General features: G+C 61.6%; 26 protein-coding genes. 13 read left to right on the top strand and 13 right to left on the bottom strand.

Annotation, left to right across the window (positions count from 1 at the left end):
• Positions 1-174: 174 nt before the first annotated feature.
• A complete protein-coding gene (locus tag C9E91_RS02070; RefSeq protein ID WP_107106718.1) occupies positions 175-1,434 on the bottom strand; it encodes an RNA polymerase sigma factor in 1,260 nt (419 codons plus the stop codon).
• Positions 1,435-1,440: 6 nt separating this feature from the next.
• Positions 1,441-1,788, bottom strand: a complete 348-nt coding sequence (locus tag C9E91_RS02065) for a YciI family protein (RefSeq protein WP_107106717.1) — start codon at positions 1,786-1,788, stop codon at positions 1,441-1,443.
• 330 nt (positions 1,789-2,118) lie between these two features.
• Between C9E91_RS02065 and C9E91_RS02060 the strand changes: the two genes are divergently transcribed.
• Positions 2,119-2,490, top strand: coding sequence for a YciI family protein (locus C9E91_RS02060; protein WP_107106716.1), 372 nt, complete (start codon positions 2,119-2,121; stop codon positions 2,488-2,490).
• A gap of 143 nt (positions 2,491-2,633) precedes the next feature.
• On the top strand, positions 2,634-3,047 hold the full coding sequence (locus C9E91_RS02055) for a GFA family protein (RefSeq protein ID WP_107106715.1): 414 nt from the start codon (positions 2,634-2,636) through the stop codon (positions 3,045-3,047).
• Positions 3,048-3,066: 19 nt separating this feature from the next.
• On the opposite strand, the gene C9E91_RS02050 is transcribed toward C9E91_RS02055, so the two are convergent.
• Positions 3,067-4,002: a LysR family transcriptional regulator gene (locus C9E91_RS02050; RefSeq protein WP_107106714.1), complete on the bottom strand. Its 936-nt coding sequence runs from the start codon at positions 4,000-4,002 to the stop codon at positions 3,067-3,069.
• A 112-nt stretch (positions 4,003-4,114) separates the two neighbouring features.
• On the opposite strand from C9E91_RS02050, the gene C9E91_RS02045 reads away from it, so the two are divergent.
• Positions 4,115-4,648, top strand: a complete 534-nt coding sequence (locus C9E91_RS02045) for a DUF8737 domain-containing protein (protein WP_107106713.1) — start codon at positions 4,115-4,117, stop codon at positions 4,646-4,648.
• Positions 4,649-4,664: 16 nt separating this feature from the next.
• On the opposite strand, the gene C9E91_RS02040 is transcribed toward C9E91_RS02045, so the two are convergent.
• Together C9E91_RS02040 and C9E91_RS20050 are read right to left on the bottom strand one after the other, a co-directional pair.
• Positions 4,665-5,228 (bottom strand): methylated-DNA--[protein]-cysteine S-methyltransferase, encoded by a 564-nt coding sequence (locus tag C9E91_RS02040; RefSeq protein WP_107107025.1) that lies wholly within the window; start codon positions 5,226-5,228, stop codon positions 4,665-4,667.
• Between the two features lie 171 nt (positions 5,229-5,399).
• A complete protein-coding gene (locus C9E91_RS20050) occupies positions 5,400-5,534 on the bottom strand; it encodes a hypothetical protein (protein ID WP_280951155.1) in 135 nt (44 codons plus the stop codon).
• A gap of 247 nt (positions 5,535-5,781) precedes the next feature.
• Between C9E91_RS20050 and C9E91_RS02035 the strand changes: the two genes are divergently transcribed.
• Complete coding sequence (locus tag C9E91_RS02035) at positions 5,782-6,402, top strand: 2'-5' RNA ligase family protein (RefSeq protein WP_107106712.1); 621 nt, start codon at positions 5,782-5,784, stop codon at positions 6,400-6,402.
• Positions 6,403-6,429: 27 nt separating this feature from the next.
• On the opposite strand, the gene C9E91_RS02030 is transcribed toward C9E91_RS02035, so the two are convergent.
• Both C9E91_RS02030 and C9E91_RS02025 read right to left on the bottom strand, forming a co-directional pair.
• A complete protein-coding gene (locus tag C9E91_RS02030; protein WP_107106711.1) occupies positions 6,430-8,064 on the bottom strand; it encodes a SulP family inorganic anion transporter in 1,635 nt (544 codons plus the stop codon).
• 91 nt (positions 8,065-8,155) lie between these two features.
• Positions 8,156-9,067, bottom strand: coding sequence for a LysR family transcriptional regulator (locus tag C9E91_RS02025; RefSeq protein WP_245407404.1), 912 nt, complete (start codon positions 9,065-9,067; stop codon positions 8,156-8,158).
• 59 nt (positions 9,068-9,126) lie between these two features.
• Here C9E91_RS02025 and C9E91_RS02020 point away from each other — a divergent pair, with 59 nt between their 5' ends.
• The 6 genes from C9E91_RS02020 to C9E91_RS01995 all read left to right on the top strand — a co-directional run bounded on the left by C9E91_RS02020 (position 9,127) and on the right by C9E91_RS01995 (position 15,178).
• Positions 9,127-10,101, top strand: a complete 975-nt coding sequence (locus C9E91_RS02020; protein WP_107106710.1) for a quinone oxidoreductase family protein — start codon at positions 9,127-9,129, stop codon at positions 10,099-10,101.
• A gap of 297 nt (positions 10,102-10,398) precedes the next feature.
• Positions 10,399-11,580 carry an MFS transporter gene (locus C9E91_RS02015; protein WP_107106709.1) on the top strand — a complete coding sequence of 394 codons (1,182 nt, stop codon included), beginning with the start codon at positions 10,399-10,401 and terminating at the stop codon, positions 11,578-11,580.
• A gap of 153 nt (positions 11,581-11,733) precedes the next feature.
• Positions 11,734-12,795, top strand: a complete 1,062-nt coding sequence (locus tag C9E91_RS02010; RefSeq protein WP_107106708.1) for a M14 family zinc carboxypeptidase — start codon at positions 11,734-11,736, stop codon at positions 12,793-12,795.
• 94 nt (positions 12,796-12,889) lie between these two features.
• Positions 12,890-13,246, top strand: a complete 357-nt coding sequence (locus C9E91_RS02005) for an ArsC family reductase (RefSeq protein ID WP_107106707.1) — start codon at positions 12,890-12,892, stop codon at positions 13,244-13,246.
• Positions 13,247-13,256: 10 nt separating this feature from the next.
• Positions 13,257-13,730 carry a Cys-tRNA(Pro) deacylase gene (gene ybaK / locus C9E91_RS02000; protein WP_107107023.1) on the top strand — a complete coding sequence of 158 codons (474 nt, stop codon included), beginning with the start codon at positions 13,257-13,259 and terminating at the stop codon, positions 13,728-13,730.
• A 194-nt stretch (positions 13,731-13,924) separates the two neighbouring features.
• On the top strand, positions 13,925-15,178 hold the full coding sequence (locus C9E91_RS01995) for an aminopeptidase (RefSeq protein ID WP_107106706.1): 1,254 nt from the start codon (positions 13,925-13,927) through the stop codon (positions 15,176-15,178).
• A gap of 34 nt (positions 15,179-15,212) precedes the next feature.
• Here C9E91_RS01995 and C9E91_RS01990 read toward each other — a convergent pair whose 3' ends face one another.
• The 3 genes from C9E91_RS01990 to xseA all read right to left on the bottom strand — a co-directional run bounded on the left by C9E91_RS01990 (position 15,213) and on the right by xseA (position 18,638).
• Positions 15,213-16,322, bottom strand: coding sequence for an endonuclease/exonuclease/phosphatase family protein (locus C9E91_RS01990; protein WP_107107022.1), 1,110 nt, complete (start codon positions 16,320-16,322; stop codon positions 15,213-15,215).
• A gap of 103 nt (positions 16,323-16,425) precedes the next feature.
• Positions 16,426-17,022, bottom strand: a complete 597-nt coding sequence (locus C9E91_RS01985; RefSeq protein WP_107106705.1) for an NAD(P)H-dependent oxidoreductase — start codon at positions 17,020-17,022, stop codon at positions 16,426-16,428.
• Complete coding sequence (gene xseA / locus C9E91_RS01980) at positions 17,022-18,638, bottom strand: exodeoxyribonuclease VII large subunit (protein WP_107106704.1); 1,617 nt, start codon at positions 18,636-18,638, stop codon at positions 17,022-17,024. Before xseA ends, C9E91_RS01985 begins: the two co-directional genes overlap by 1 nt.
• A gap of 234 nt (positions 18,639-18,872) precedes the next feature.
• Here xseA and C9E91_RS01975 point away from each other — a divergent pair, with 234 nt between their 5' ends.
• Complete coding sequence (locus C9E91_RS01975) at positions 18,873-19,100, top strand: homogentisate export protein (protein WP_107106703.1); 228 nt, start codon at positions 18,873-18,875, stop codon at positions 19,098-19,100.
• Between the two features lie 28 nt (positions 19,101-19,128).
• Here C9E91_RS01975 and C9E91_RS01970 read toward each other — a convergent pair whose 3' ends face one another.
• Both C9E91_RS01970 and C9E91_RS01965 read right to left on the bottom strand, forming a co-directional pair.
• Positions 19,129-19,686, bottom strand: coding sequence for an RES domain-containing protein (locus C9E91_RS01970; RefSeq protein ID WP_107106702.1), 558 nt, complete (start codon positions 19,684-19,686; stop codon positions 19,129-19,131).
• Positions 19,687-19,735: 49 nt separating this feature from the next.
• The gene (locus C9E91_RS01965) at positions 19,736-21,571 is read right to left on the bottom strand and encodes a hypothetical protein (RefSeq protein WP_107106701.1); all 1,836 of its coding nucleotides are present in this window, start codon (positions 21,569-21,571) and stop codon (positions 19,736-19,738) included.
• Between the two features lie 242 nt (positions 21,572-21,813).
• On the opposite strand from C9E91_RS01965, the gene C9E91_RS01960 reads away from it, so the two are divergent.
• On the top strand, positions 21,814-22,827 hold the full coding sequence (locus C9E91_RS01960; protein WP_107106700.1) for a glycosyltransferase: 1,014 nt from the start codon (positions 21,814-21,816) through the stop codon (positions 22,825-22,827).
• On the top strand, positions 22,824-23,210 hold the full coding sequence (locus C9E91_RS01955; RefSeq protein WP_107106699.1) for a GtrA family protein: 387 nt from the start codon (positions 22,824-22,826) through the stop codon (positions 23,208-23,210). The genes C9E91_RS01960 and C9E91_RS01955 overlap by 4 nt, the downstream gene beginning before the upstream one ends.
• 9 nt (positions 23,211-23,219) lie before the next feature.
• On the opposite strand, the gene C9E91_RS01950 is transcribed toward C9E91_RS01955, so the two are convergent.
• Positions 23,220-24,206 (bottom strand): Gfo/Idh/MocA family protein, encoded by a 987-nt coding sequence (locus C9E91_RS01950; protein ID WP_107106698.1) that lies wholly within the window; start codon positions 24,204-24,206, stop codon positions 23,220-23,222.
• Between the last annotated feature and the right edge of the window lie 133 nt (positions 24,207-24,339).

The raw sequence follows: 24,339 nt of genomic DNA, 5'->3' as shown, positions 1-24,339 counted from the left end.
CGACGTTAGCGTCGTATCAAAGTGACAAATAAACAGTCTTGCACGACATTTGTTCCAAAGCACGATAAAAACAATGCGTTAGAGCAGATCCAAATGATCGAGTGGGAATGAGGCACAACGGCCAAACCTTCCATCCGGGAAGGGATAATGGCCTGTCCAACCGCAACGCCGAGCCTAGCGCGGCGGCACCAAGCTTTCCCTCCGCCGCCTTTGCAAAAAGCGGCGAACGGCAGGGTCTATTTCCAGGGCAATCGCTTGGTCATAGGCTTCGCGAGCCGCCGCCATTTCTCCCATTCTCGTATGAAGTTCGGCGCGCGCCGCCCAATAGGGTTGATACTCGATAAGCCGGCTACCGGGCGCCAGCACCGGCAGCGCCGCGAGCCCTGCGGCAGGCCCGCGCGTCTGTGCCACGGCAATCGCGCGATTGATTGCCGCCACCGGCGAGCCGGTGATTGCGCAAAGGCCATCATAGAGACGCTCGATCGCCACCCAATCCGTCGCGCCTGTACGGCGTCGCACGACATGGGCCGATTGGATGGCCGCTTCCAATTGATAGCGGTCGAAAGCATCAAACGCGCTGGCGCGAATAAGCAGATCCTCGGCCTCGTCGATCAGGCCTTCGTCCCATAGGGCAGGATCTTGATCGGCCAACGGCACGAATTCGCCGGCCGCACTCCGCCGTGCGCCACGCCGCGCGTGGGAATAGAGCATCAACGCAAGCAGACCGAGCGCTTCGGCCTGCTCTGGCAAAAGTGCGACGATCAGCCGGCCCAGGCAAATGGCCTCCTCAGCCAGGTTGCGCAGGCTCGCATCGGCGCCGGCCGGATCGCTCCAGCCTTCCGCATAGGCTGCATAGACTGCCTCCAGAATCGCCCCCAGGCGGGCGCGCATGTCCGCCCTCTCGGGCACGCACAAGGGAATTTTGGCGCGTCGAATCTTGTTCTTCGCCCGCGCCAGCCGTTGGCCCATCGCCGCCGGCGAGACCAGGAAGGCGGAGCCGATTGTCTGGGCATCAAACCCCAAGATCGTCTGCAGGATCAGCGGCGCTCTGATGCCGGGCTCTACCGCCGGATGCGCGCAAGCGAACATCAAAGCCAGGCGCTCGTCTGGAATTTCCGGCGCAAGGCTCGCCGCTGCCTCCAACTCCTCCGCCATGAGCTTCAGATGCCCGGAGGCGACAGCGCTTACCCGTCTGCGCCTGATGGCGTCGATCATCTTGCGGCGGGCAACGGCAAGCAGCCAAGCTTCGGGGTTTAGCGGCGCGCCCTTGACCGGCCAATCGGCCAGAGCAGAAGCAAAGGCCTCCGACAGGGCGTCTTCGGCGCCGGCCACATCGCGTGTGCGCGCCGCGAGAATAGCGACCAGTTTGCCATAGCTTCGGCGCGCCACCGCTTCGGCGGCTTTGACGGCAGACTGGTCGTCTCCTTGCGACATGGCAGATCAATAGACCATCAGAGGGCGAACCTCCACGGTATCACGCCGAGCACCGGGACAACGCGCCGCCCAGGCGATGGCGCTATCGAGATCTGCCGCCTCGATGATGTAGTAGCCGCCCAACTGCTCCTTGCTTTCGATATAGGGGCCGTTGAGAACGGTGGGCTTGTCATCCGTTGCGCGCACCACGGTTGCCGCCGAGGAATCCTGCAATCCACTGCCCGCCACGAAGGCTCCGGCCTTTTTCAACACTTCTGTGTAAGCCGCATAGGCCGCGAATGTCTCGGCTTTCTGCTCCTTGCTTGCATTCTTATGTTCGGCTTCGTTCCAATACACCAACAGCATATATTGCATGACGCATTCCTTTCACTCGATACGCGCAGCCTTATGGCTCGCTGCGACAACGACGTTTGAACCGGGGAGATTTTGACAGGGTGCAGGAAGAAATTTTGGGCATCGGCGGCCTTACAACCTCGATATCGCTTTTGGCGGCAAAGGTGACATGTCTGCTTGTGGAGAGAAAGGCCTCTGTTCGCGCCGGAATTCCGATCATTTGAGCCGGATGTAAGCGCAGAGACATACGTTCGGTGTCAAAAAATTTGCAGGACAATGTCGGCTTCCGAAAACCCCATTCGTCGTTCCACTATCAGGCCGATGAGGCCGGCTCGAACAAGGAGACAGACAATGCGTGTGATGGTGCTCGTGAAGGCTACCGAGGAGAGTGAAAAGGGGTTTCTCCATACGGCATGGGAGACGGAGATGATGGAGGCGATGGGCAGATTCAATGACGAACTGCGCGATGCCGGCATCCTGCTAACGGCAGATGGCCTCAAACCCTCCTCTGACGGCAAGCGGGTTGCATTCGATGGTGCCGGCCGTACGGTCATCGACGGGCCTTTCGCCGAACCCCGCGAACTGGTCGCCGGCTTCTGGATCTGGGAGGTCAAGGACATGGACGAGGCCGTCGCCTGGGTAAAGCGCTGCCCCAATCCCATGTCGGGACCGAGCGAGATTGAAATCCGGCCGTTTTACGAGATGGCTGATTTGCAAAGATAATCCACCGCCAGAGGTGACTTGCGGAGCTTGACCTATTTTGATCGCATGCCCGATGCTTTTTGCTGAATAACCGCATAAGATGTGGCGGCTTACCTCACTGCAATTGTCACGGATGCCTGTCAACGGACTAGGAGGGCTGATACATGGCGAAGAAGCACACGGGTCAGTGCGCATGCGGCGCCGTCAAATTCCAGTTCAATACCGATCCTACCTTCGTCGCCGTCTGTCACTGCCTTGACTGCAAGAAGGCATCAGGCGGCGAGGCGGCCGCTTTCTTCGGCGTGCCTGAAGATGATTTTACGCTGATCAGCGGCGAGCCGAAGGCGTTTCACTACATCGCGCAGTCAGGAAAGGGCCTGGATCGCAACTTTTGCCCCGATTGCGGCGCCAGGGTATTCAGCAGCAAGCTGGAGAGCTTCCCGGGAATGATCTTCGCGACGATCGGCTGCCTGGATAGTTCCGAGGGCATTGAGCCGATGCTCGAGATGTTCACCAAGCGCCGCCTCGAATGGGTGAAGCCACTCGACCTTCCGCAGTTCGAGACTATGCCTGGCTGAGTCCAAGCGGCGATCAGGCTTAGATCGCCTTTCCGAACCGAGCGTCGGTACTCCGGTATCTGACATGCTCGATGAAGGCTCGGAGTTTGGGCAGGACCTGACGCCTACCCGGATGGTACAGAAAAACCCCCGGCGTCGTGACGGCGAAGGGGGTGAGCAGCGCTTGCAACCGGCCATCGGCAACAGCCGCTTCGGCGAGCGGACCGGGCACCTGCGCAAGTCCCGCACCCTGGATGGCAGCCCCCAGAACCGTGGGATAGTCATGCGCGATCAGCGGCCCCGAGACGATCGCCTCGACCGCCTTGCCACTATCGACAAAGGACCAGGGCGCGACCGATCCGTTCGAGCGGCGCATGCGCAGGCAGGCGTGGTCGCGCAGATCGTCGATGCGCTCCGGCCGCTTGCGCCGAGATAGGTAATCCGGGCTGCCAACGACTACAAACGGGAACGGCGGCGTCAGCCGCACCGCAACCATGTCGGCGGCGATGAACTCGCCCATCCGCACACCGGCATCAAACCCTTCGGCAGCCAGATCGACCAGCTTCTCGCTTACGGCGATTTCCACCTCGACTGCAGGATAGGCCTCGCAGAAGGAGGCGATCAGCGGCTCCAGCAGGATCGGCACGACCGAGCGCGGCACGGCAAGGCGCAATAATCCGGCCGGCCGCTCTCCAAGCTGACCGGCGACCTCGCTTGCGGCGACGAGCTCTTCGAAGGCAGGCTTTGCACGCGACAGGAACCGTTCGCCTGCCTCGGTGAGGCCGACACTGCGCGTGGTGCGCAGGAAGAGCGCTGCGCCGACGCGCGTCTCAAGTGCACGCACCACTTGGCTGATCGCTGAAGGAGTCACCCCCAGTTCTGCGGCGGCTCTGCGAAAACTGCGGTGCTCGGCGACGCTCAGGAACGCCTCCACACCATCGAGCGCACCTCGTCTCACTGTGAAATTCTGCTTCATGGCCCGTCAACATTATAGCGAATAGTCGCCAGGCGAAAGCGGTCGTACATCTGGCTTGCAAAGCGCCCGCGGCGTTCGAGGCCGCATGAATTAGAACCTCATAGGAGGCCCCATGTCGCCCGCATTCATCTTCCAGCTCCATCTTGTTCTGGGCTACGTTCCGTGGCTGCTGTGCTTCGGGGCGTATGTCTGGCCGAGGCTCAAAGCGATGAATCCGGTCGAAGCGCAGCGCGCCATCGCCACGCTGCACAGTTTCCGCTTCTTCGGGCTCGTCTTCATTGTTCCCGGCGTCGTCGGCCCCAATCTGCCCGCCGGCTTCGCCACACCGGCCGCTTATGGTGACTTCGCAACCGGCTTGCTCGCCATCCTGGCGCTCCTGACGGTAAGGACGCGCCCGCTCTTTTGGCTGTTCATCATCGCCTTCAACGTTGCGGGGGCAAGCGACATCATCATCGACTATTATCACGGCAGCCAGCTCGACCTTCCGGCATTGGCCGGGCAGCTTGGCGCCACCTACGCGATCCCGATCATCTACGTGCCGCTATTGATGATCACGCACGTCGCCGCGTTCTATTTGCTGCTGCGCCCTCAATCTCAGAGGATTCGGACTCTCGCCGTAGATGCAGCCGCATCTACGGACGCGTAATTCATCCGATCGACGATCAGAAGCCCAGGGATTGCTGCACAGGCTTCGGCGGCGCGAGCTGGACACCTTCCAGCTCCAGCATGCGAGCCTTGGCGGTCGAGCCGCCGGGCGCGGAGAAGCCGCCAATCTTGCCGCCGGCGGCCAGGACGCGGTGGCAGGGGATGATCAGCGCCACGGGGTTCTTGGCCATAGCCTGGCCGACGTCGCGCGCAGCTTCCGGACCGGCGCCGAGCTGTTTGGCGAGCGCGCCATAAGTGGTGGTGTGCCCCCAACCGACCTGCCGCGCGGCCGCGTAGATCTGCTTGAAGAAATCATCCTGCTCGGTGAGATCCAGTTTGACGGTAGAGAAATCGATCTCCTCCCCAGCGAAATAGCGCTTAACGGCGGCAACTACTTCGGCCACATCTGATGTCGGTGCGCCGGGCCTTGCATTTGGCAGACGGCGAAGCATAAGGCGCTCGGTCGCATCAGCGCTTTTCGTTGGGAGCTGGAAGCGCGTTATGCCGATATCGTTCCACGCAATCCCACAGAAACCGCCTGCGTTTTCGAAGATCAGATAGTGTTGCATCGTCTCGCTCATGGCAGAGTCTCCGTGTTTCCACTTGCCATGAAAATCGTGCTTCAGGCCCCCGAATTCAACCCGATTCTTGCGCAGGCTGAGCGTTGCCAACATTTCCCGGTTGAGGGAAGCGGTGCCGATGCTGCTATGGCAACATCAACCGCACCGCTTCCCATCCGGCTTGGGAGCTTATCAATATCCGCCGCCGGCCGGAGCGGAATTCTGTGTCATGCCGCCTCCCCCGGAATTGCCCGTGGTGGAGCAAGCGGAGAGGCCGAGGCCGATGAGGGTGATAAGTGCGGCTGAGACGATGGCTTTTATCAACATGTGAGGTCATTCCCTTGTTGAGAGCGGGCGCAAGGTGCCCTGACCTGCCGTGAACAATCGAGGGGCAGTTTTATTCGGTACACTTCGTAAATCGGGGATGCGCTGGATTATCTCGATCTTCCCAGCCAATTGCCGCCACTTAATTTTGTTCTCTATTTGTTCTTGATTTTGAGGCTATGCGGCCGTAGGATATCTGCGATCGGCAAGAACAGGACGAGGCAAAGCGACTTGGCTTTGAAGCGATCTCATGAAGAACAATGGACAGCTTTCGCTCAATCTTGGCGGGGGATCACGGGTCAGGAAATCCGAAGCCGACCCGATGCATTCCGATGCGCTATATTTCGCTATCCTGCCTGATCGGGAGGTTGCTTCTTCAAGCGCTGAACTGGCAGGCCATCTCCGTCGGCAATATGGCTTTTCGACAAAGCCGAGACGGTCGGATTTGTTTCATATCACGCTCTATCCGCTGGGATCCTACAACGGCAGGCCAGAGCCGCCGCACGAGGTTGCGTTTGCGGCGATGCAAGCGGCATCGACAGTCAGCAAAACATCATTCCAGGTCGTCTTCGATCGAGCCGTCAGCTTTGGCAACGGTGATAACCGGCCGCTTGTTTTGTGGCGCAAGGAGGGAAATGCGGAGCTGAAGGCGCTGTATCGGGAACTGGATGACGCAATGCGGCACATCGGATTTGCAAGTGATGGCAGAGAGAAATTTGAGCCGCATATGACATTGCTATATCGGGGCCATTTGATTCCCGAAGTCATATTGGACGAACCCGTCACCTGGACCGTTCGAGATTTTGTCCTGGTCCATAGCCTGCAGGGCGAAGGCGAGCACAAGCATCTCTGCTATTGGCCGCTGAACTAGCCCGGTTACCCAGGCATTCGGCTGACATCAGGCGCTTTGTGCCACCGGGCTGACAACAGTCGCCGCATCGTCGACACTGAAACTGCAGCGCTTGTCGAGATCGATCATTCCGGCCGCCGCCATGAGGTCACGAGCCTGATCATGGGCACGCGCGAATTGCACGCGGATGCCGGCGGTGCGCATGGCACTATCGAATTCCATCAAGGCGTCGAGTGCGGAACTGTCGAGATCGAAGCTTTCTTCCAGACTGAGCACCACGGCCTTCAACCCCGCTTCCGCGCGGCTGCGGGCTAGAATTTCGCCAAGGATCATATCGGCATTGCCGAAAAACAACGGCTCGCCGGGGCGCCAGATGGCAATGCCGGGTGTCTCAATCGCCTCCGGATGGCGGCTGAGATCGACAAAATTGTGGCTGCTCCCCAATCGCCCGAGGCGGGCGACATAGGGAGAGGCCAAGCGATGCATCATCGCGACGAGCGAGAGCACGATCGCCAGCAGCATGCCGTTGAGGACACCGAAGAGCAGCACGCCGCCTGCCGCACCCAGCGCGACATAGAAATCGCGATGCAGCCGTCGCAGGCGAAGGATCGGACCGGGATCGAGCGCATGCGTGAGGGCCGCAATCACCACGGCGGCAAGCACCGGCTCCGGCAGCCGCGCCACCAGCGACCCGGCACAGGCAATCAGAATGGCAAGGCCGATGGCGGCAAAGACAGCAGTGGCGCGCGTCTTCGCACCCGCTGCCTCGCTGGCGAAACCCGCGGAAAAACCGGCGCCGACGGGCATGCCCTGGACGATGGCGCTGGCGATATTGGCGAAACCCAGCGCACCCAGCTCGCGATTGACCTCCAGAGGATCGCCATAGCGCAGCGCCAAGGCACGCATCGTACCCCAGGATTCGGCGAAGAGAATGAGCACGAGAGGCACGGTGAACTGCACCAGCCGCGAATAAGCGGTCCAGCCGGCATCGGGCAGCGAAGGCCATTGCGGCAGGACCTCGATCGTCCCGACCAGTTCGACACCATGGCCGCTAAGATCAAAGACAGAGGAGGCGAGGATGCCGGCGGCAAGCACGAGGAAGGCGCCGGGAACGCCCGGGAGCCGCTTCAGCAATAGCAGCGCGGCCAATGCCACGATGCCGACGGCGACGCTTGCGAGGTTCCATCGCGGGATCGCCGCCAACAGCGCGCCGGCATAGTTGAAGATATTGGAGCCTTGTACGGGGACGCCGACGAGAATCGGTAGCTGATGCAGGATGATGGTAACCGCCAGTCCCAGGGCAAAGCCCCGCAACACCGGGCGCGAGATGAAGCCGGTGATGCCGCCGAGGCGGAAGGCGGCTGCGATGACAAAGAGAATGCCGGCCAGCGCGACGGCGATGGTGGCGAGGCCTGCCTTGACGGTGGCATCGCCGGGAACAACCGCCAGCGTCGCGGCAAGGATCGCGGCGGATGAGGATGTCGGCGAGACGATGGCAAAGCGGCTGCGTCCGAAAATGGCGTAGACCAGGCAACCGGCGATGCCGGCGAGGATCGCCCTATGCGGCGGCAGACCGGCGATACCGGCATAGGCGACCGCTTCCGGCAGCATCAGGCCTGCAATCGATATGCCCGCGATCACGTCGGCTTTGTTTATCGCGGGCCAGCCGCTCAGTTTCATCATCGATCACCGACCACAGGAATCGCCAATCTGACTAGGTGTAGAGTTTCGCTGGCAGGCTGCAACAGGAAAGTAAGCATGACGAACCGTTGGCTCATGCGGCCCCGTCAGCCTCTCTCAACGGACACGTTCTGCCGATCGTCTCGCTGACAAAATCCATCACCGCGCGGATGGCCGGCGAGCGGCGCAGATCGGGATAGGTAACAAGCCAGAGGTCGCGCGTGGGTGACGGGATCTCCGTCGGCAGCCGCGTGAGGGCGGCTTCGCTATCACCGAGGAAGGCAGGGAGTGCTACGACGCCGAGACCGGCGAGCGCGGCTTGCATCTGACCGAAGACGTCGCCGGCGCGGAAAACGATGGGGCGGCCCGCAAGCAGGCTACGAAGCCAGGTCTGCTGCGTCAAATGATCGAGCGCCGCGTCATAGCCGATGAAAACCCAGCTATCCCTAGGCGTCGCCGCGACTTCGGGGATAGCATAGAGCCCGAAGCGCATGACGCCGATGCGCCGCACGAGAAGATCGCTTTCCTCGGGGCGTGACATGCGCACGGCAATATCGGCCTCTCCATAATTAAGGGCGGAGCGGCGGGTGACGCCGGCGATCGTCAGCGTGATATCGGGATGTTCGGCGCGAAAGGCGACCGCTTTCGGCGCGATGAGGTGCGCGGCGATGGAGGGCGGCGCGCTGATCATGACGGCGGCGGAAAGCCCCGCAACCGCACTTTTCGAATAGCGCCTGATCGCCTCGACATTGTCCTCCATGCCGGCCACCAGCTCGGCAATCGCCCGGCCATCAGCCGTCAGCGGCGAGGTGCGCGGCCGACGGTCGATGAGCCGCAGATCAAGCGTGCGTTCCAGCGCGGCAATTCGCCGGCCGACCGTGGCGTGGTCGACGCCAAGCTCGCGCGCAGCCGCCGAAAGCGAGCCGGTGCGTGCCAGAGCGGCGAAGTGAAGAAGGTCCTGCCAGTCGATCATCTGTGCATTATTGCACAGATGCAGTGAGTTCATACCGAATTTATTCAGACGCGGCTTTGTGATCAAAAATGCGTCTGAAAGGAGACTGTTCTATGCCTCTAGCCATCGCGATAACCAGCCCCGGCAGCCCTGAGACCATGAAACTCGTTGATCTTGCCATCACCGAGCCAGGACCCGGCCAGGCCCGCATCCGCCAAAGCATCTCTGGCGTCAATTTCGTCGATATCTATATTCGGTCCGGGCTTTATCCCCGGCCGCCCGGCCAGACTGTTCTCGGCTTCGAGGGTGCCGGCGTCGTGGAAGCGATCGGCTCCGGTGTCGAGGGCCTGTCGGTTGGCGATCGCGTCGCCTATGTCGGCCATCCGCTCGGAAGTTATGCCGAAGTGCGCACTTTGCCGGCCTCCCGGCTGGTGCGTCTGCCCGACGATGTCAGCGAACGGCTCGCCGGCAGCACGATGTTGCGGGGGCTCACGGCCCATATGCTGCTCCATAAGGTCCACCCACTGCAGCCGGGCGAATGGGTTCTGGTGCATGCGGCAGCCGGCGGTGTCGGGCAGATCGTAGCGCGCTGGGCCAAGCGGCTCGGCGCTAACGTCATCGCCACCGTCGGTTCGGAAGCCAAGGCCGAATTTGCCTATGAAGCCGGCGCCGACGCCGTTCTTCTGCATACGTCCGAGGATTGGGTGGAAGAGACGCGCCGCATCGCCGATCGCCGGGGCGTGCATCTCGCCGTCGACGGCATCGGCGGCGCGATGCTGTCGCAGACACTCGCCACTGTCCGCCCCTTTGGCATGGTCGCCAGCCTCGGCCAGGCTGGCGGCCCGATTCCTCCGATCCAGATCGAGGAACTGACCGCGCCCCGCGCCATCGGTCTCGCTCGCCCGAGCGTGCTGACCTATGCCAACGATCCCGATCTCTACCGGCAGGGCGCCGAGGCGCTCATGGCGGAATTGCAGGCCGGCCTGATCAATCCGATCGGCGCGGAATATGCGCTGAAGGATGCCGCCAGGGCGCATGCCGACCTCGAAGCAGGGCGAACGACGGCAAGCGTGGTGTTGACGATGTGAAGCCAGGGCAAGGTGGCGCAATCGTCACCTTGCCTCCCTTCCCATGGCAAAAACGCTGACCAGAAGTGGTGCGATCCCCTCGTCCGCTAGGACGCCGAACACAATTGCTTGAACGGGTCATCATTTTTTGCTGCAGAGCAGCAATTTCATTGACCCGACCTCTCCTCGCCTGTTACCAAACTGATCGCGACGTCGCACGGTCGTTCGGCCGCTGCCGCCGCTCCTATCCGGTACGAACCCCGATCCGTATGGCAAACAGTAAGGACACCGCACGCCGGTGCCCGCAGGCGATATCTCGTGAACACTGCCTCCCAAACCATCCAGTCCTCCTCGACCTTATCCCTCCTTTCCATCGTTGCGCTGACCTTCTTCGGCTATGTCGCCATCGGGCTGCCGCTCGCCGTGTTGCCGACCTATGTTGATAGCGGCCTCGGATTCGGTGTCGTCTGGGCCGGCATCACCATCAGCGCGCAGTATGTGGCTACCATCATCAGCCGCGCGCAGGTCGGCCGGCTGTGCGACCGGTATGGGCCACGCCGTTCGGTTTTCCTCGGCTTCTTCGCCTACGGATTTTCCGGCGCCCTGACATTGGCATCGGCACTGGTGGCGGGTACTCCCGCTCTGAGCCTGGCGCTACTGCTGCTCGGCCGATTGGCGCTCGGCGTCGGTGAAAGCTTGGTCAGCACAGCGGCGATCACCTGGGCGATCGGGCTGATGGGATCGCGCGAAACCGTGCGCATCATCTCCTGGAACGGCATCGCCACCTATGGCGGCATCGCGCTTGCGGCCCCCTTTGGCGCTTGGCTGGAGGGGCAATACGGCTTCTTCGCCACGGGCGCCGTGACGATCGGCCTGGCAATTGCGGGCCTGATGCTGGCGCAGACGCGGCCAGCGGTGCCCGGCGTCAAGGAGAAGGGCATCGGCACCGGCCAGGTCTTCAGCCGTATCGCGCCTTTTGGCGTGGCGCTGGCGCTTGCCTCCAGCGGCTTCGGCGTCGTGATGGCCTTCGTCGCCTTGTTTTTCCATAGCCGCGATTGGGACGGGGCTTCGCTGGCGTTGAGCGCTTTCGGCCTGGCCTTCATCGGCGTTCGCCTGGGGTTGGCGCAAGCCGTCGCCCGCTTCGGCGGCTTGCCGCTGGCGCGAGTCTCGCTGGTGCTGGAGATCCTGGGACTCATGGCGCTCGCCTTTGCTCCCTCGCCCACCATTGCCATCATCGGTGCGGCGCTCGCCGGAGCTGGCTTTGCACCGATCTTTCCGGCGCTCGGCAATGAGGCGATGGCGCATGTCCCACCACAAAATCGTGGCGTGGCGCTGGGCCTCTATTCGGTTTTCCTGGATCTGGCGCTTGGGAGCACCGGCCCGATCGCCGGCCTGCTCGCCAATCGGTTCGGCTATACCGCACCCTTTCTCCTCGGTGCCGGCGCCGTTCTGCTCAGCCTTGCGCTGATCATGAGCCTGCGTAAAAACGGCGGCCTATAATACGGAAGCAACGACAAAGGCTCAGCAACCGGAGCCCTTGTCTTTCGGGAGGCGGTGGAACAAGTTCTGATCCACCCGCGCGCCATCTTCCCATAATTATTGCGCGTGGCGGCCGCGACTTGGTATCAGCCATCGCAAGCAGGAGAAAAACACATGGACATCACGCATATCACCATCGACGGCGATACGCCTGGGATCGCGTGGCGGTTGCCTGTGTTGCATTTTGCCGGCAGCAAACCGGATGCGCCGAAGATCTACATCCAGGCGGCGCTGCATGCCGGCGAACTGCCGGGCACGGCGCTGACCCATTTCCTCTGCGAGCGGCTCAGGCAGGCGGAGACGGAAGGCGCGGTTCTGAGCGATATCATCGTCGTGCCGCACGCCAATCCGATCGGCGCGGCGCAATCGCATTTCGGCGAAATGCAAGGTCGCTTCGATTTGGGCACGCGCACCAATTTCAACCGTGACTTTCCGCTGATCTCGGCGCGCGACCGTCACCTGCTGATCGAGAATCTGGAACGCTACCCCGCCGCCGACCGGCTGAAGCGGCAGCTCATCCACATGGCGCTGGGGGCCGATCTGGTCATCGATCTGCATTGCGATGATGAATCCCTGCAATATGCTTATATCGACGAAGCCTTCTGGCCGGAGGCAGCCGATCTGGCGGCGGCGCTGAACATGGACGCCGTACTGCTGTCGGATGGCGAAAGCTCTGCCTTCGAGGAAGCCGTGAGCTTCGCCTGGAAATACGAAGTGCCCGGCGAGAAGAAGGCGCACCTGCCGGGAAAATTGTCGGTGACCGTCGAATTGCGCGGCACCCGCGATGTTTATCCGGAGATGGCGAAAAGGGATGCCGAAGGGCTCTGGCGTTTCCTCGCTGCCCGTGGCGCCGTCCGTGATGATGGCGTGAACCTGTCCAGCTTTAGCGGACCGGCCGTGCCGCTCGACAATGTCGAGATCATCCGTGCGCCGCAGGCCGGCACCGTGCTTTTCCATCGCAATATCGGCGAACGTGTCGGTGAAGGAGACCTGCTGGCGACGATCCTTACCGCGCCCGGCATGCCCGATGGCACGATCGATGTCCACGCCCCGCAAGCCGGCCTCATCGTCACCCGGGTGTCCGACCGGCTCGTCCGCCGCCGCGGCGACCTGATGAAAATCGGCTGCGACAAGCCGAGCGAAGCTACCCGCAAGCCGGGAGCGCTGGAAGACTGAGGCATCTCAGAGGAATCGTCGAACCTTCGCCCCGACTTTCGCTCGTCTCCGCTTGCGTGTTATGCGATGGCACACAGCAAGGAACGGATTCGGCATGACGATCACCATTTACGGCATCAAGAATTGCGACACGATGAAGAAGGCGCGGACCTGGCTGGAAGGCCACGGCATCGCCTATGATTTCCACGACTACAAGGCTGTCGGCATCGACCGCGACCATCTGGAACGCTGGACCGCGCAGGCCGGTTGGGAAACCGTGCTCAACCGCGCCGGCACCACCTTCAAGGCGCTCCCCGAAGGAGACCGCACCGATCTCACCAAGGACAAAGCCATCGCTCTGATGCTGGCCCAGCCGTCGATGATCAAGCGCCCGGTGTTGGAAGCCGACGGCAAATTGCTGATCGGCTTCAAGCCGGAGATCTATGCGGGTGCCTTCGAGGTGGATGCATAAGGGCTGCGCCATGTCCAAAACCACCCGTGCCACGCAGATGCTGACTCAGGCCAAGGTTGCCTTCACCGTCCATACTTATGAGTACGATCCGAATGCCGAGCGTGTCGGCATGCAGGCGGCGGAAGCGTTGGGCGAGGAGCCGCGTCGGGTCTTGAAGACATTGATGGCCGAAGTGGACGGCAAGCCGGTTTGCGTGGTCGTTCCATCAGACCATGAGGTCAGCATGAAAAAGCTCGCGGCCGCCTTCGGCGGCAAATCGGCGGCCATGATGAAGCCCGCCGATGCCGAGCGACTGACGGGGTATCATGTCGGCGGCATTAGCCCTTTCGGCCAGAAGAAGACCGTGCCGACGGCGATCGAGGCACAGGCGATGACGGAAGCCTATGTCTACATCAACGGCGGTCAACGCGGCCTGCAAGTGCGCCTTAACCCGCAGGATGCGCTGAAGCTTTTGAAGGCGAAGGCCGCGCCGCTGATCGCTTGATCGCACCAAAGCGCATCGCGATCTCTGAGAGTCGCTCCGTGCGCTTAGGTATTTGATTTTGCGCATGTCGTGATCGCAAAACCGCTACGCACTTTTGCGCGACAGGCTTTAAAAAACAAAACAGCCTTCATTTCCGGCGCAAACGGGTCTAAGTCTGGGACCGTTGTTCCGATCCTCAGCACGCAGGTTTTGCCATGACGTTCGCCTCCCCCAACCATCATCCCGTCGATCCCGCCAAGCTGGAAAAGCTTGCCGAAGTGGCCGTGAAGGTCGGGCTGCAACTGCAGAAAAACCAGGATCTGGTCATCACCGCCCCGGTCGTGTCGATGCCGCTGGTGCGGCTGATCACCCGCGAGGCTTACAAGGCCGGCGCCGGTCTGGTCACCACGTTCTATTCCGACGAGGAGACCACACTCGCCCGCTACGAATACGGCCATGACGGCAGCTTCGACCGCGCTTCTAACTGGCTCTATGAAGGCATGGCCAAGGCCTATGCCAACAATGCCGCGCGGCTCGCGATCTCTGGCGACAATCCGATGCTGCTCTCCGGCCAGGAGCCGGCCAAGGTCGCGCGCGCCAACCGCGCCAACTCTGCCGCCTACAAGCCGGCGCTGGAAAAGATCTCCAATTTCGACATCAACTGGAACATCGTTTCCTATCCGAATCCCTCCTGGGCGAAGCTGGTCTTCCCGGACGATCCGGAAGCGATCGCCGTTGCCAAGCTCGCCAAGGCGATCTTCGCCGCCTCGCGCGTCGACGTGCCGGATCCGATCGGCGCCTGGGCCGAGCACAATGCCAATCTACATAAGCGTTCGACCTGGATGAACGGTCAGCGCTTCGCCGCCCTGCACTTCCAGGGTCCGGGCACCGATGTGAAGATCGGCCTTGCCGACGGCCACGAATGGCATGGCGGCGCCTCGGTCGCCAAGAACGGCGTCACCTGCAACCCGAACATCCCGACCGAGGAGGTATTCACCACGCCGCATGCGCTGCGTGTCGAAGGCTATGTCTCCTCGACCAAACCGCTTTCGCATCAGGGCACCTTGATCGACAACATCCGGGTTCGCTTCGAAGGCGGCCGTATTGTCGAGGCGAAAGCGTCGCGAGGCGAAGAAGTGCTGAACAAGGTGCTGGATACCGACGAAGGCGCACGGCGCCTCGGCGAAGTGGCATTGGTGCCGCATTCCTCGCCGATCTCGGCCAGCGGCATCCTGTTCTACAACACGCTGTTCGACGAAAACGCGTCCTGCCACATCGCGCTCGGCCAATGCTATTCCAAATGCTTCATCGACGGCGCGACCTTGAGCCAGGAGCAGATCAAGGCCCAGGGCGGCAATTCCAGCCTGATTCACATCGACTGGATGATCGGCTCCGACAAGGTCGATATCGACGGCATCAAGCTTGACGGCTCACGCATGCCGGTCATGCGCGGAGGCGAATGGGCTTAGGGTCATAGATACCCCCGTTTCGATGGAGCGGGGATCAAATATCCAGATCCACCCACACGGCGGCGTGGTCCGATGCGCCCTGCTTCTCCGCCGTCAGCTCCGGATAGACGTCCCAGCGCTTCGGGCGTGAGCCCGGCCACAGGCCCCTGCGGAAAACACCGCCACCTTGAACCCTGTCGAAGAGCGTCGGCGACAGGAAAAGATAGTCGATCTTGCTGGTGGTGTTGCAGAGGCCATAGGTGCCGGGATAACCACCATCATCGAAGTCCGGATGGGTGAAGGCATCCTTCAGGGTGCTCGTCGTCAACGGCTTCAGCGGCTGGCTGTCGGGAAAGTCGTTGAGGTCGCCGATCAAGGCAACATAGTTGACACCTTCCGTCAGCAGCGCCTCGTAGATTTCCCGTGCCCGTTTCGCCTGAGTCCTTCGGCGGGCATCCGACGCTTGCACGCCACCATAGCCTTTGCTTTTGAAATGATTGACCAGAACGACGAGCGTCGCGCCGGCGGGCGTCGTGACGCGATATTCGGCGCAATCCCGTGAGAAGACCAGCGATCCATCCGGCATGCGATCATCGACATGGCTGCGCATGAACCCGATCGGGAAATCTTTCCGCGTCATAAGACCGACATCGATACCGCGCTCGTCATTGCCATCGATCACCATGACATGCGCGAAAGGATCGCCGCCGACCGCCGGCACGATCAATGAATTGAAAGAGGACAGAGCCGGCCGGCTTTCGACTTCGACAATACCCAGCACATCGGCATTGACATCGTTCATGACGCGGGCCGTGTTGCGCATCGCCTCTTCATCCACCGGCTCTTCGCGCAACTCCAGCGAGCCGACCCAATCGGCGCGACCGTCGGCGGTCACGACGACGCCGCCGGTTTTCGGCCGCGTCAACAGCGCACCGCGATTGCGCCGCAGAAGAACGAAGGGACCGATATCGCTTTTCTCCAGGCCAAGTGCGACGATCAATTCCGTCATTCTGCGCCGATCGGCGTCGCTGTAGCTCACCTGGCCGAGTAGGCCCTCAAGTGCGGCGAACTTCTCAAGGATCGGACGGCCTTCCTCCCAGCTATCGAGATTCATCGCCTTGGCGCGATCGAACAGGTTTTCGACGTTGTAAGAGGCCAGCCTCATCGTATGGCCCTCCCAAAAAAACATGGTGTTAGAATAACATACCGTCGCCAAAACCGCATATCAGCCGAATTGATTGCGAATTAGGTACTGGGGATTAGTTAGCTCAAAGCGACAGTGCGGCCAGCGCATTCCTGATGCGAGCGAGATGAGCAAGACGCTTGTCTTCACCGATCCGATCCATGTCGTGCAGGGTCAACATGCGGAAATCGAGCCGCTTTGAGCAGAAGGCGGCGATGCCACGTTTCAAGAGGCGACGCACCGGATTGCCCATATAGAGGTGCACGACCCACCAGGGAGAACCGGTCGTCGTCAGCGCCCAGAACAGGCGGATATTGCTCAACTGCGGCACGATACGACCGCCGGCCGGATCGTGGCGGAAAGCGATGCCGGGCGCGAAGACCCGATCGAAGAAGCCCTTGAGGATGGCCGGAAAATTGAACCACCACTGGGGAAAGACCAGTATCAGCCCATCGGCGGCCCGTAGCCGGGCAATGATAGTCTCGACTGCCGACGTATCATAGGGTTGATCGAAATAGCCGCGCCGCTCGGTTTCGGACAGGCGCGGGTCGAAATCCTCGCGATAGAGATCGAGCAGATCCACCTGATGCCCACCGGCGACAAGCGCCTCCTCCGCCGTTTTCGCCACCGCGGCCGCAAAGCTATCCTCCAGCGGATGGGCAAGCACGAGGAGGATGCGCATCAGAACAGGCTTCCCTGCTTCGGCGGATCGGCAGGATCGGCCGGTTTCGCAACCCGCTTCTTCTGCGGCGGCGTATCTGCCGGCGGCACCGTCGGCGAAGGAGCGGCAGGGCCGTCTCCGGTGACGGCACCGACGCGGCCATCGGCGAATTCGATGGAGATTGCGGCGCCTGTGGTGAGTGCTGCGGCCAGCGAAACGGGCCGGTCGGCTTCGTCGCGCACGACGGCATAGCCGCGCTTCAACACATTTTTGTAGGATAGCGATTGCAGAATCCGCTCCTGGGCCACCAACTCGCCACGCGCCCGCACGAGCTGATGACGTATCGCGGTGTCGGCATGGCGGGAAAGATTGCCGAGATGATCGCGCGCACGACCAGTCTGCGTCGCCAACCGCGATGGCAGCGTGGCGAAAACGGCATCGGCTCGGCCGATACGGGCGCGGGCGCGGTCGATCATCCGCTCGACGGTGCGTTCGGCGCGGCTCATCCGCTCGCCCAGCATCTGCCGGCGCTCGACAATACGGTTCGACAGCACGTCGGGCCGCAGATGCGAGGCGGTGCGTTCGAAGGCACGGCGCTTGTTGAGCGTGTTCAGCTCAAGCCCGCGGCCCAGGCCGGCGGCGGCCTCATCGAAGCGGCGGCGCGGCAGGGCCAGAAGCTGGTCGAGCGAGGGTAGCGCCCGAAGCAGCGCGCGCACCGACTGCCGGCGTTGATCCATTTGCCGGCCGACACCACCCTGCAGGCGGGCGGCCAGGCTTGCGAGCTGCGCCTCGAGTTCAGCCTTGACCGGCACGGCCATTTCCGCAGCCCCTGTCGGCGTCGGAGCACGGATATCGGCGGCATAGTCGATCAGCGTCCAGTCGGTCTCGTGGCCGACAGCGGAGATCAACGGGATCTCGCTCGCCGCGGCTGCGCGGACGACCGCTTCGTCGTTGAAACTCCAGAGATCCTCCAGGCTGCCGCCGCCACGGGCGACGATCAGCACGTCGGGACGGGGAACGGGGCCTCCGGGCATAAATTCGTTGAAGCCGCGGATAGCATTCGCCACCTCATCGCCCGAGCCCTCCCCCTGCACCTTCACCGGCCAGACCAGCACATGCACGGGAAAGCGATCGGAGATGCGGTGCAGGATGTCGCGGATGACCGCGCCCGTCGGGGAAGTGACGACACCGATAACCTTGGGCAAAAAAGGAAGCCGGCGCTTGCGGTCGGCATCGAACAGACCCTCAGCGCTGAGCTTGCGCTTGCGCTCCTCCAACAGGGCCATCAGCGCACCGGCGCCCGCCGGCTCCAGCGTTTCGATGACGATCTGGTATTTCGAGGAGCCCGGGAAGGTCGTGACTTTGCCGGTGGCGATGACTTCCATTCCCTCCTCGGGGCGGAATTTCAGCTTGGAGAATGTGCCTTTCCAGATCACAGCGTCGATGCGAGCCCGGTCATCCTTCAGCGAAAAATAGGCATGACCGGAGGAATGCGGCCCGCGGTAGCCGGATATTTCGCCGCGCACCCGTACCTGATCGAAGGCGCTCTCGACCGTACGCTTAATCGATCCGGATAATTCCGAGACCGAATATTCCGCGAGATTGGTCGGCGAATCACTCTCAAAGAAGCTGCTCATACGGTCTTTTTATCCGAAGTCGCCGCAAATGCGGAGCCATATACCCCTTAAATCGGAATCGATTTGAGGAAAGGATTATGCGCAGATCTAAAGCGCTGATGCGTCTTTGCCCGTCCCAACAGGACGCATGGCACAATGAGCTTCATCATGCGTTAACCTTGTCCACAAAGCCTTTCTTAGCCATCCGCGTGCAATTCTGTGCAAACTTGTTTTTGGTAAAGAGGAGGTGGAGCGATGATATTCGTAACCGCCATGATCATCGGAATTGCGGCCGGCCTGCAGCGTTCGGCGATCGGCTCGATCCTGGGCGCGGCCCTGGTCAGCATCGCCTTCATGGCAGCCGTTGCCGCCTCCGCGGTTCCGCCGCCTCTGATGACCTTGTTCGTTGCGCTCGGCGGCTATAACCTCGGCTTCATCGGTTATCTCGTCACGCTTGACAGGCTTGAGCAGCGCCGGGCCTGATCCGGGCGTTCGTGGCACAAAGCTTTGGCTACAGCCCCCACTTCGGGCCATCTTCGGACAATGTAATCTCAACGGGGTCACCGTTCACCTCGACGGACGGACCGCCGAACGCGTTCCAGCGAAACAGATTGAGATGCCATCCACCGGGGATCAGCCTTGACCGATCGATGATGCCGTCGGCACCGGCTGCTCTCGCAGCATCGGCCGTGCGCCATGAGGGCGGCTCCTCGCCGGCAGCCAATGCAGGGCGCCAGGGTAGATTGGAGGCATTCCGATCGATGCCGAGCCGTTCACATGCCCGCTGATCATGCTGATCGAGCACGAACGCGTTGCTCACCATCAGCGGCACAACAACACGTCGCCGACCGTCTTCGCGCATATAACCTGAAATCGCCATGATCGCCCATTCCGGCGAAGCGCTCATATAGAGGGCTGGCTGACCGAGCCGGTGATACCGGCCTGCACTCGTCTGGTCCGGAGGATCGAGGACATGATCGAGGCGTTCGACAAGCACGGAACGGAAGAAGCACCCGCTCACCTCGCGAAAAATGCTCGACGATCCACTTGCTGGCGGCTGCTCTTCCATAAGGCCTCGTTGATCAGACAGCTAAAAAACACAGGCTATCGGGGCACCGTCAATCCGTCGGTGCGAACCGGAAGAACTGCACATCCGACTTCGCCGCCACTGGGATCGGCTGAAGATAGGCTGGCACATGCCCCTGGCTGAGTTGAGCATAGAGCCCATCCGGCTTCAGCTTGGAAACTTCTTCAACCTGCGGGTCGCTGGGGCAAAAGGCAAGCAAGGTTACATGGGCGCCGCGCAGGAAAGCTTCCGCCTCCTTCGGTTCCGCCAGGCCGATGTGCAACTCGGTCAGCATGCCACCCTGATCGCGATGATAGGGACCGGACAGCACGCGATGTGGCGTGAAGCGCAGGATGGGCGAACCCATGTTGGACGGCGCGGAAACGACACCTGGAGCGAGACCGGCGAGCGGCGCCAGCGCGTCTTTTGTGATGCATACCCCCGTCTCTTCCGCCTTGGCGACCGGCGCGGAGAAACTGTTTGCGATGCCGTTGTTGGCAAGTGCGCCGCCGACGGCCCAGACGGCGGGTGCCGAGAGCAGCGTGGCGGCGACATAAAAGAAGGCTGCGCCCATATCTTCCGTATCGGCGACGGAGATGCGGCGAAGTTCGGCAAGCAGTAGTGCGAGCGGCGGAATGGCGAGCAAATTGGAAAACTCGGCACCGCGCACCTGCACCAGCGCAATGATCCAATTGACGCCCACCAGAGCCAGAAGAACGAAATGCAACCGGGCGCGCTCGCCGCGCATCATGCGGAAGAGGCAGACGACGATCGCCATGAAGCCAGTGGCATAGAAGGCACCAAGCGTTTCCGGCTGATTACGGGACAAGGACAGGATCGACTGCGCCTCGGAGACGCTGTTCAACCATAGCTGAACCAGCAACGGGTCGAGATCGGCGAGCGGATTGCGCAGGCATTGCGGCGCGATCGCCAGTGTCGTGGCGAAGACGACAGCGCCATTGGCCGCCAGCATCGCCAGACGCCAGGGCCGCGACAGACGGCTGGCGAACAGTGTTGATAGCAGCAGGCCGGCGCCGCCGATGCTGATGATGCTGTAGAAGCCCAGCGAGAGATTGTCGCAGGTGACTGCGGAATAGAGATGCGGCGGCACCAGCGCCAAGAATGCAGCACTGACGGCGATCGTCAGCGTCAAGGCGAAGGCGCGGGCAGCGGGCGCGAAAATCTCGCCGTCCCAGGCCCAGAGCCCGGCGACCGCTACGCAGGCGACGGCGACGAACGGCGTCGTCTCCGCTCCGATGCCGAGGGCGATGGCAAGCGCGATGGCCGCGATGACGAAATTACGCGGCCTATAGGTCTCGTCGGCCAGCATGGCGACGGTGAGCGCGACCAGCCCGAGCTGCACATTGTCATGATCGATGGAACCCGGCTTGAAACGGCTCGACACCAAAATGAAGAGCGCCGTCAGACCGAGCGAGAAATGCATGCCTTCCGTGCCGGCGATGCGGCGCCCGGCGAGGCCCATGGAGAACATCAGCGGCAGCACGAGCATGAGCGGCCAAACTGTAAGCGCCGCTGCTTCCGCGCCTTCCGGTGTAAGAAACAGCCGAAAGAAGGCAATCAGGCCGGCGATCGGCAAATCGATGAAACGCGACCAGTGCATCAGCGTGCCGCCATCGAGGCCGAGGCGGTATTGCACCATGTCGAACCAGCCCTGGCCTCCCAGGAAATCGCGCACTTCGACGAGACGCATCATGTCGTCATTGTCGGGCCCGACATAGTCCGTGGCGTGACGATTGAGGATCAGCAGGGCGGCGATGATGATCAGGCTGTAGATCAGCGCGACGAGCCATAGCCGCGACCAGCGCGAAGGCGCCGTCTGCGTGGCCGCCAATGCCGATCCGCGCGATATTCCCACCGCCTGCACCATTTCGATGAAACCCCGTGTTTGAAGGACATGCAAGGGCGCCACGCTAACGGCTGCCAATCAAGAAAGGGTAAAGCCAGGCCGCGCTGCAGCCGATATCACGATAATGTTCCCGCGGAGATCACAACCTGCCATTTTTCACCCGCAGCCATAGGGTCTTATTAACGCGCAGCGGGATAAGTTCTCATCCAAATTATCCGTCGAGGCCTCAAGTGAACGTCATGCGTAAGAATTGGCCAGAAACCATGTGGAGTGAGAACCTGAACATCGCCGTTCTCCTGCCCTGCTACAATGAGGCCGCAACGATCGGCCAAGTCGTGCGCGGCTTTCGCGAGGCGCTGCCAAAGGCTCGCATCTACGTTTATGACAACAACTCCACCGACGGGACGGCGCTGCAAGCCATGCTTGCCGGCGCGACCGTCGTGCGCGAGCGCCGCCAGGGCAAGGGACATGTGGTGCGCCGCATGTTTGCCGATATCGACGCAGACATCTACCTCATGGCCGACGGTGACGGCACCTATGCGCCCGAGGATGCGGAGGAATTGATCCGCACGCTGCTGACCGAAGGTTCCGACATGGTGGTGGGCACGCGCCGTGGTGTGCACGACGATGCCGGCCGGCAGGGTCATGCCTTCGGCAACCGGATCTTCAACTGGCTTTACCGGACGATCTTCGGCACCGACTTCACCGATATTTTCTCCGGCTATCGCGCTTTCTCCCGGCGCTTCGTCAAGAGTTTCCCGGCCGTATCCGGCGGTTTCGAGATCGAAACGGAAATGTCGGTGCATGCCTCGCGGCTGAAGCTGCCCGTCAGCGAATTGGAACTCGATTACGGTCGCCGGCCTGAGGGTTCGCACTCCAAGCTTTCGACCTTCCGCGACGGCTGGAAGATCCTCTGGATGTTCGCGATGCTGATGAAGGAAACGCGACCCTTCGCCTTCTTCGGCATTTTGAGCGCCATTTTCATGGAGGCGAGCATCGGCTTCATGATCCCCGTCTTTGTCGAATATTTCGAAACCGGCCTGGTCGCCCGCATGCCCACCTGGGTGCTGTCCATGGCATTGATGATGATTTCCATCATGATGTTCACAGCCGGGCTGATCCTCGATTCCGTCGCCCGCGCCCGCGCCGAACAGCTTCGCATCCACTATATGAGCTTGGCCAAACCGGTATCCCGGCAGATTGGCGACGAGCAAACGGTCTATATCGCCGAACATGAAAAGCCGGCGAGCCGGCGGAAAAAGGCCAAGGCTGCATGAAGAAGCTTCTGCGCTTCCTGATCGCCGGCGGCGTTGGCTTCGTGGTCGATGCGGGCGTGCTGCATTTGCTGCTTTGGTTCACGCCCTTCGGCCCATTCGTCGGCCGCGCCCTTTCCATACCGAGTGCGCTGCTCGCGACCTGGTTTCTCAACCGCAATTTCACCTTCGGCCGTTCCAATCGCTCGCTTGCGGCTGAAGGCTTCCGCTATGGTTCGGTCGGTCTGACCTCGGCACTGCTGAACTACGCCCTGTTCAGCTCGCTGCTCGTCTCCATGCCGACGCTCCGGCCGATCATCGCGCTGATCCTGGCGTCGGCGGCCGCGACTGCGTTCAGCTTCTTCGGCTATTCACGCTTCGTCTTCCGCCACCGACAAAATCCTTGAGGAACCAACTCACACCGGTTCCCAGCCATCCTTCTCGCTGGCGCGATAGATGGCATCGATGACCTTCTGATTGAGCTTCGAACTTTCGAGCGTCACGACTTCCGCATCCTTACCCAATGCCGCCGAGGCAAAAGCTTCCGCCTCACGCTTGTACTGACGGCTGTCGGGGAAACGGAAGATCTGTGATTCCGAATGGTTGCGATTGGTCAGCTCCAGCTCTTCGGCGCCGTAGCGATCGGCATTGAAGGGGGATTTCACCTCGATGAAACCGTCCGTACCGTGGAAAACCATGACCTGGCGGGCAGCCATCTGCGTCGAGATATAGAAGGTCATTTCGAAATCGCCGAAATCAGCCTTGACGCTGGAGTAGATATCCGTGCTGAATTCCGGATCGCGCTCTGTGACCGCCTGGATGCGCAGGGGCTCGCGACCAGTGACGAAGCGGGTGCTGATCATCGGATAGACGCCGATATCGGGCAGGCCGCCGCCGCCGAGTTCCGGGATGTTGCGCATGTTGCCGGCATCGCGGTTGAAATAGGTGAAGGCGCCCTGAATATGACGCAACCGGCCGATGGCGCCGGCTGCCAGCAGCGAGCGCACTTTCTGCCAGACCGGCGTATAGGTGACCATATAGGCTTCCGTCACCAGCACCTTGTTGCGGTCGCGGGCAGCGATCAGGCTGTCGATCTCATCGGCCTTCAGCGCAATCGGCTTTTCGCAGAGGACATGCTTGCCGGCATCGGCCGCCTTGATCGTCCATTCGACATGCTGCGAGGTCGGCAGCGGAATATAGACGGCGTCGATCTTATCCGAGGCGAGCATTTCCTCGTAGGAGCCAAAAGCATGCGGCACGGAGAAGCGGTCCGCCATTTCGCGAGCGCGTGCAAGGTCACGGCTGGCGATCGCCGTCACCACGCAATTTTCCGCATCCTGAATGGCCGGCACGACCAGTTCGCGGCCGATCTTTGCGGTCGATAAGATTCCGAAACGCAGCATGACTTTTCCTCCTGGAGCACGATCCCGAAGCAAACAACCGCAGGGCAGAAAGCGCAGAGCGGCTTTCGGATAGGACCTTGTGAAAGTGATGGATGGAACGAAACGATGGGTCATCTCGCTCGCGATAGAACCG

The organism is Rhizobium sp. SEMIA4064 (genome assembly GCF_003025035.1).
Lineage (GTDB): Bacteria > Pseudomonadota > Alphaproteobacteria > Rhizobiales > Rhizobiaceae > Rhizobium > Rhizobium paranaense.
The sequence above is the reverse complement of the archived record's forward strand: the minus strand, read 5'-3'. Positions and strand labels throughout refer to the sequence as shown.

What these genes read in the sequence shown, in the direction of transcription:
- C9E91_RS02070 (WP_107106718.1), bottom strand. Translation starts at nt 1,434, where the DNA reads ATGTCGCAAGGAGACGACCAGTCTGCCGTCAAAGCCGCCGAAGCGGTG.
- C9E91_RS02065 (WP_107106717.1), bottom strand. Translation starts at nt 1,788, where the DNA reads ATGCAATATATGCTGTTGGTGTATTGGAACGAAGCCGAACATAAGAAT.
- C9E91_RS02060 (WP_107106716.1), top strand. Translation starts at nt 2,119, where the DNA reads ATGCGTGTGATGGTGCTCGTGAAGGCTACCGAGGAGAGTGAAAAGGGG.
- C9E91_RS02055 (WP_107106715.1), top strand. Translation starts at nt 2,634, where the DNA reads ATGGCGAAGAAGCACACGGGTCAGTGCGCATGCGGCGCCGTCAAATTC.
- C9E91_RS02050 (WP_107106714.1), bottom strand. Translation starts at nt 4,002, where the DNA reads ATGAAGCAGAATTTCACAGTGAGACGAGGTGCGCTCGATGGTGTGGAG.
- C9E91_RS02045 (WP_107106713.1), top strand. Translation starts at nt 4,115, where the DNA reads ATGTCGCCCGCATTCATCTTCCAGCTCCATCTTGTTCTGGGCTACGTT.
- C9E91_RS02040 (WP_107107025.1), bottom strand. Translation starts at nt 5,228, where the DNA reads ATGAGCGAGACGATGCAACACTATCTGATCTTCGAAAACGCAGGCGGT.
- C9E91_RS20050 (WP_280951155.1), bottom strand. Translation starts at nt 5,534, where the DNA reads ATGTTGATAAAAGCCATCGTCTCAGCCGCACTTATCACCCTCATCGGC.
- C9E91_RS02035 (WP_107106712.1), top strand. Translation starts at nt 5,782, where the DNA reads ATGAAGAACAATGGACAGCTTTCGCTCAATCTTGGCGGGGGATCACGG.
- C9E91_RS02030 (WP_107106711.1), bottom strand. Translation starts at nt 8,064, where the DNA reads ATGATGAAACTGAGCGGCTGGCCCGCGATAAACAAAGCCGACGTGATC.
- C9E91_RS02025 (WP_245407404.1), bottom strand. Translation starts at nt 9,067, where the DNA reads ATGAACTCACTGCATCTGTGCAATAATGCACAGATGATCGACTGGCAG.
- C9E91_RS02020 (WP_107106710.1), top strand. Translation starts at nt 9,127, where the DNA reads ATGCCTCTAGCCATCGCGATAACCAGCCCCGGCAGCCCTGAGACCATG.
- C9E91_RS02010 (WP_107106708.1), top strand. Translation starts at nt 11,734, where the DNA reads ATGGACATCACGCATATCACCATCGACGGCGATACGCCTGGGATCGCG.
- C9E91_RS02005 (WP_107106707.1), top strand. Translation starts at nt 12,890, where the DNA reads ATGACGATCACCATTTACGGCATCAAGAATTGCGACACGATGAAGAAG.
- ybaK (WP_107107023.1), top strand. Translation starts at nt 13,257, where the DNA reads ATGTCCAAAACCACCCGTGCCACGCAGATGCTGACTCAGGCCAAGGTT.
- C9E91_RS01995 (WP_107106706.1), top strand. Translation starts at nt 13,925, where the DNA reads ATGACGTTCGCCTCCCCCAACCATCATCCCGTCGATCCCGCCAAGCTG.
- C9E91_RS01990 (WP_107107022.1), bottom strand. Translation starts at nt 16,322, where the DNA reads ATGAGGCTGGCCTCTTACAACGTCGAAAACCTGTTCGATCGCGCCAAG.
- C9E91_RS01985 (WP_107106705.1), bottom strand. Translation starts at nt 17,022, where the DNA reads ATGCGCATCCTCCTCGTGCTTGCCCATCCGCTGGAGGATAGCTTTGCG.
- xseA (WP_107106704.1), bottom strand. Translation starts at nt 18,638, where the DNA reads ATGAGCAGCTTCTTTGAGAGTGATTCGCCGACCAATCTCGCGGAATAT.
- C9E91_RS01975 (WP_107106703.1), top strand. Translation starts at nt 18,873, where the DNA reads ATGATATTCGTAACCGCCATGATCATCGGAATTGCGGCCGGCCTGCAG.
- C9E91_RS01970 (WP_107106702.1), bottom strand. Translation starts at nt 19,686, where the DNA reads ATGGAAGAGCAGCCGCCAGCAAGTGGATCGTCGAGCATTTTTCGCGAG.
- C9E91_RS01965 (WP_107106701.1), bottom strand. Translation starts at nt 21,571, where the DNA reads ATGGTGCAGGCGGTGGGAATATCGCGCGGATCGGCATTGGCGGCCACG.
- C9E91_RS01960 (WP_107106700.1), top strand. Translation starts at nt 21,814, where the DNA reads ATGTGGAGTGAGAACCTGAACATCGCCGTTCTCCTGCCCTGCTACAAT.
- C9E91_RS01955 (WP_107106699.1), top strand. Translation starts at nt 22,824, where the DNA reads ATGAAGAAGCTTCTGCGCTTCCTGATCGCCGGCGGCGTTGGCTTCGTG.
- C9E91_RS01950 (WP_107106698.1), bottom strand. Translation starts at nt 24,206, where the DNA reads ATGCTGCGTTTCGGAATCTTATCGACCGCAAAGATCGGCCGCGAACTG.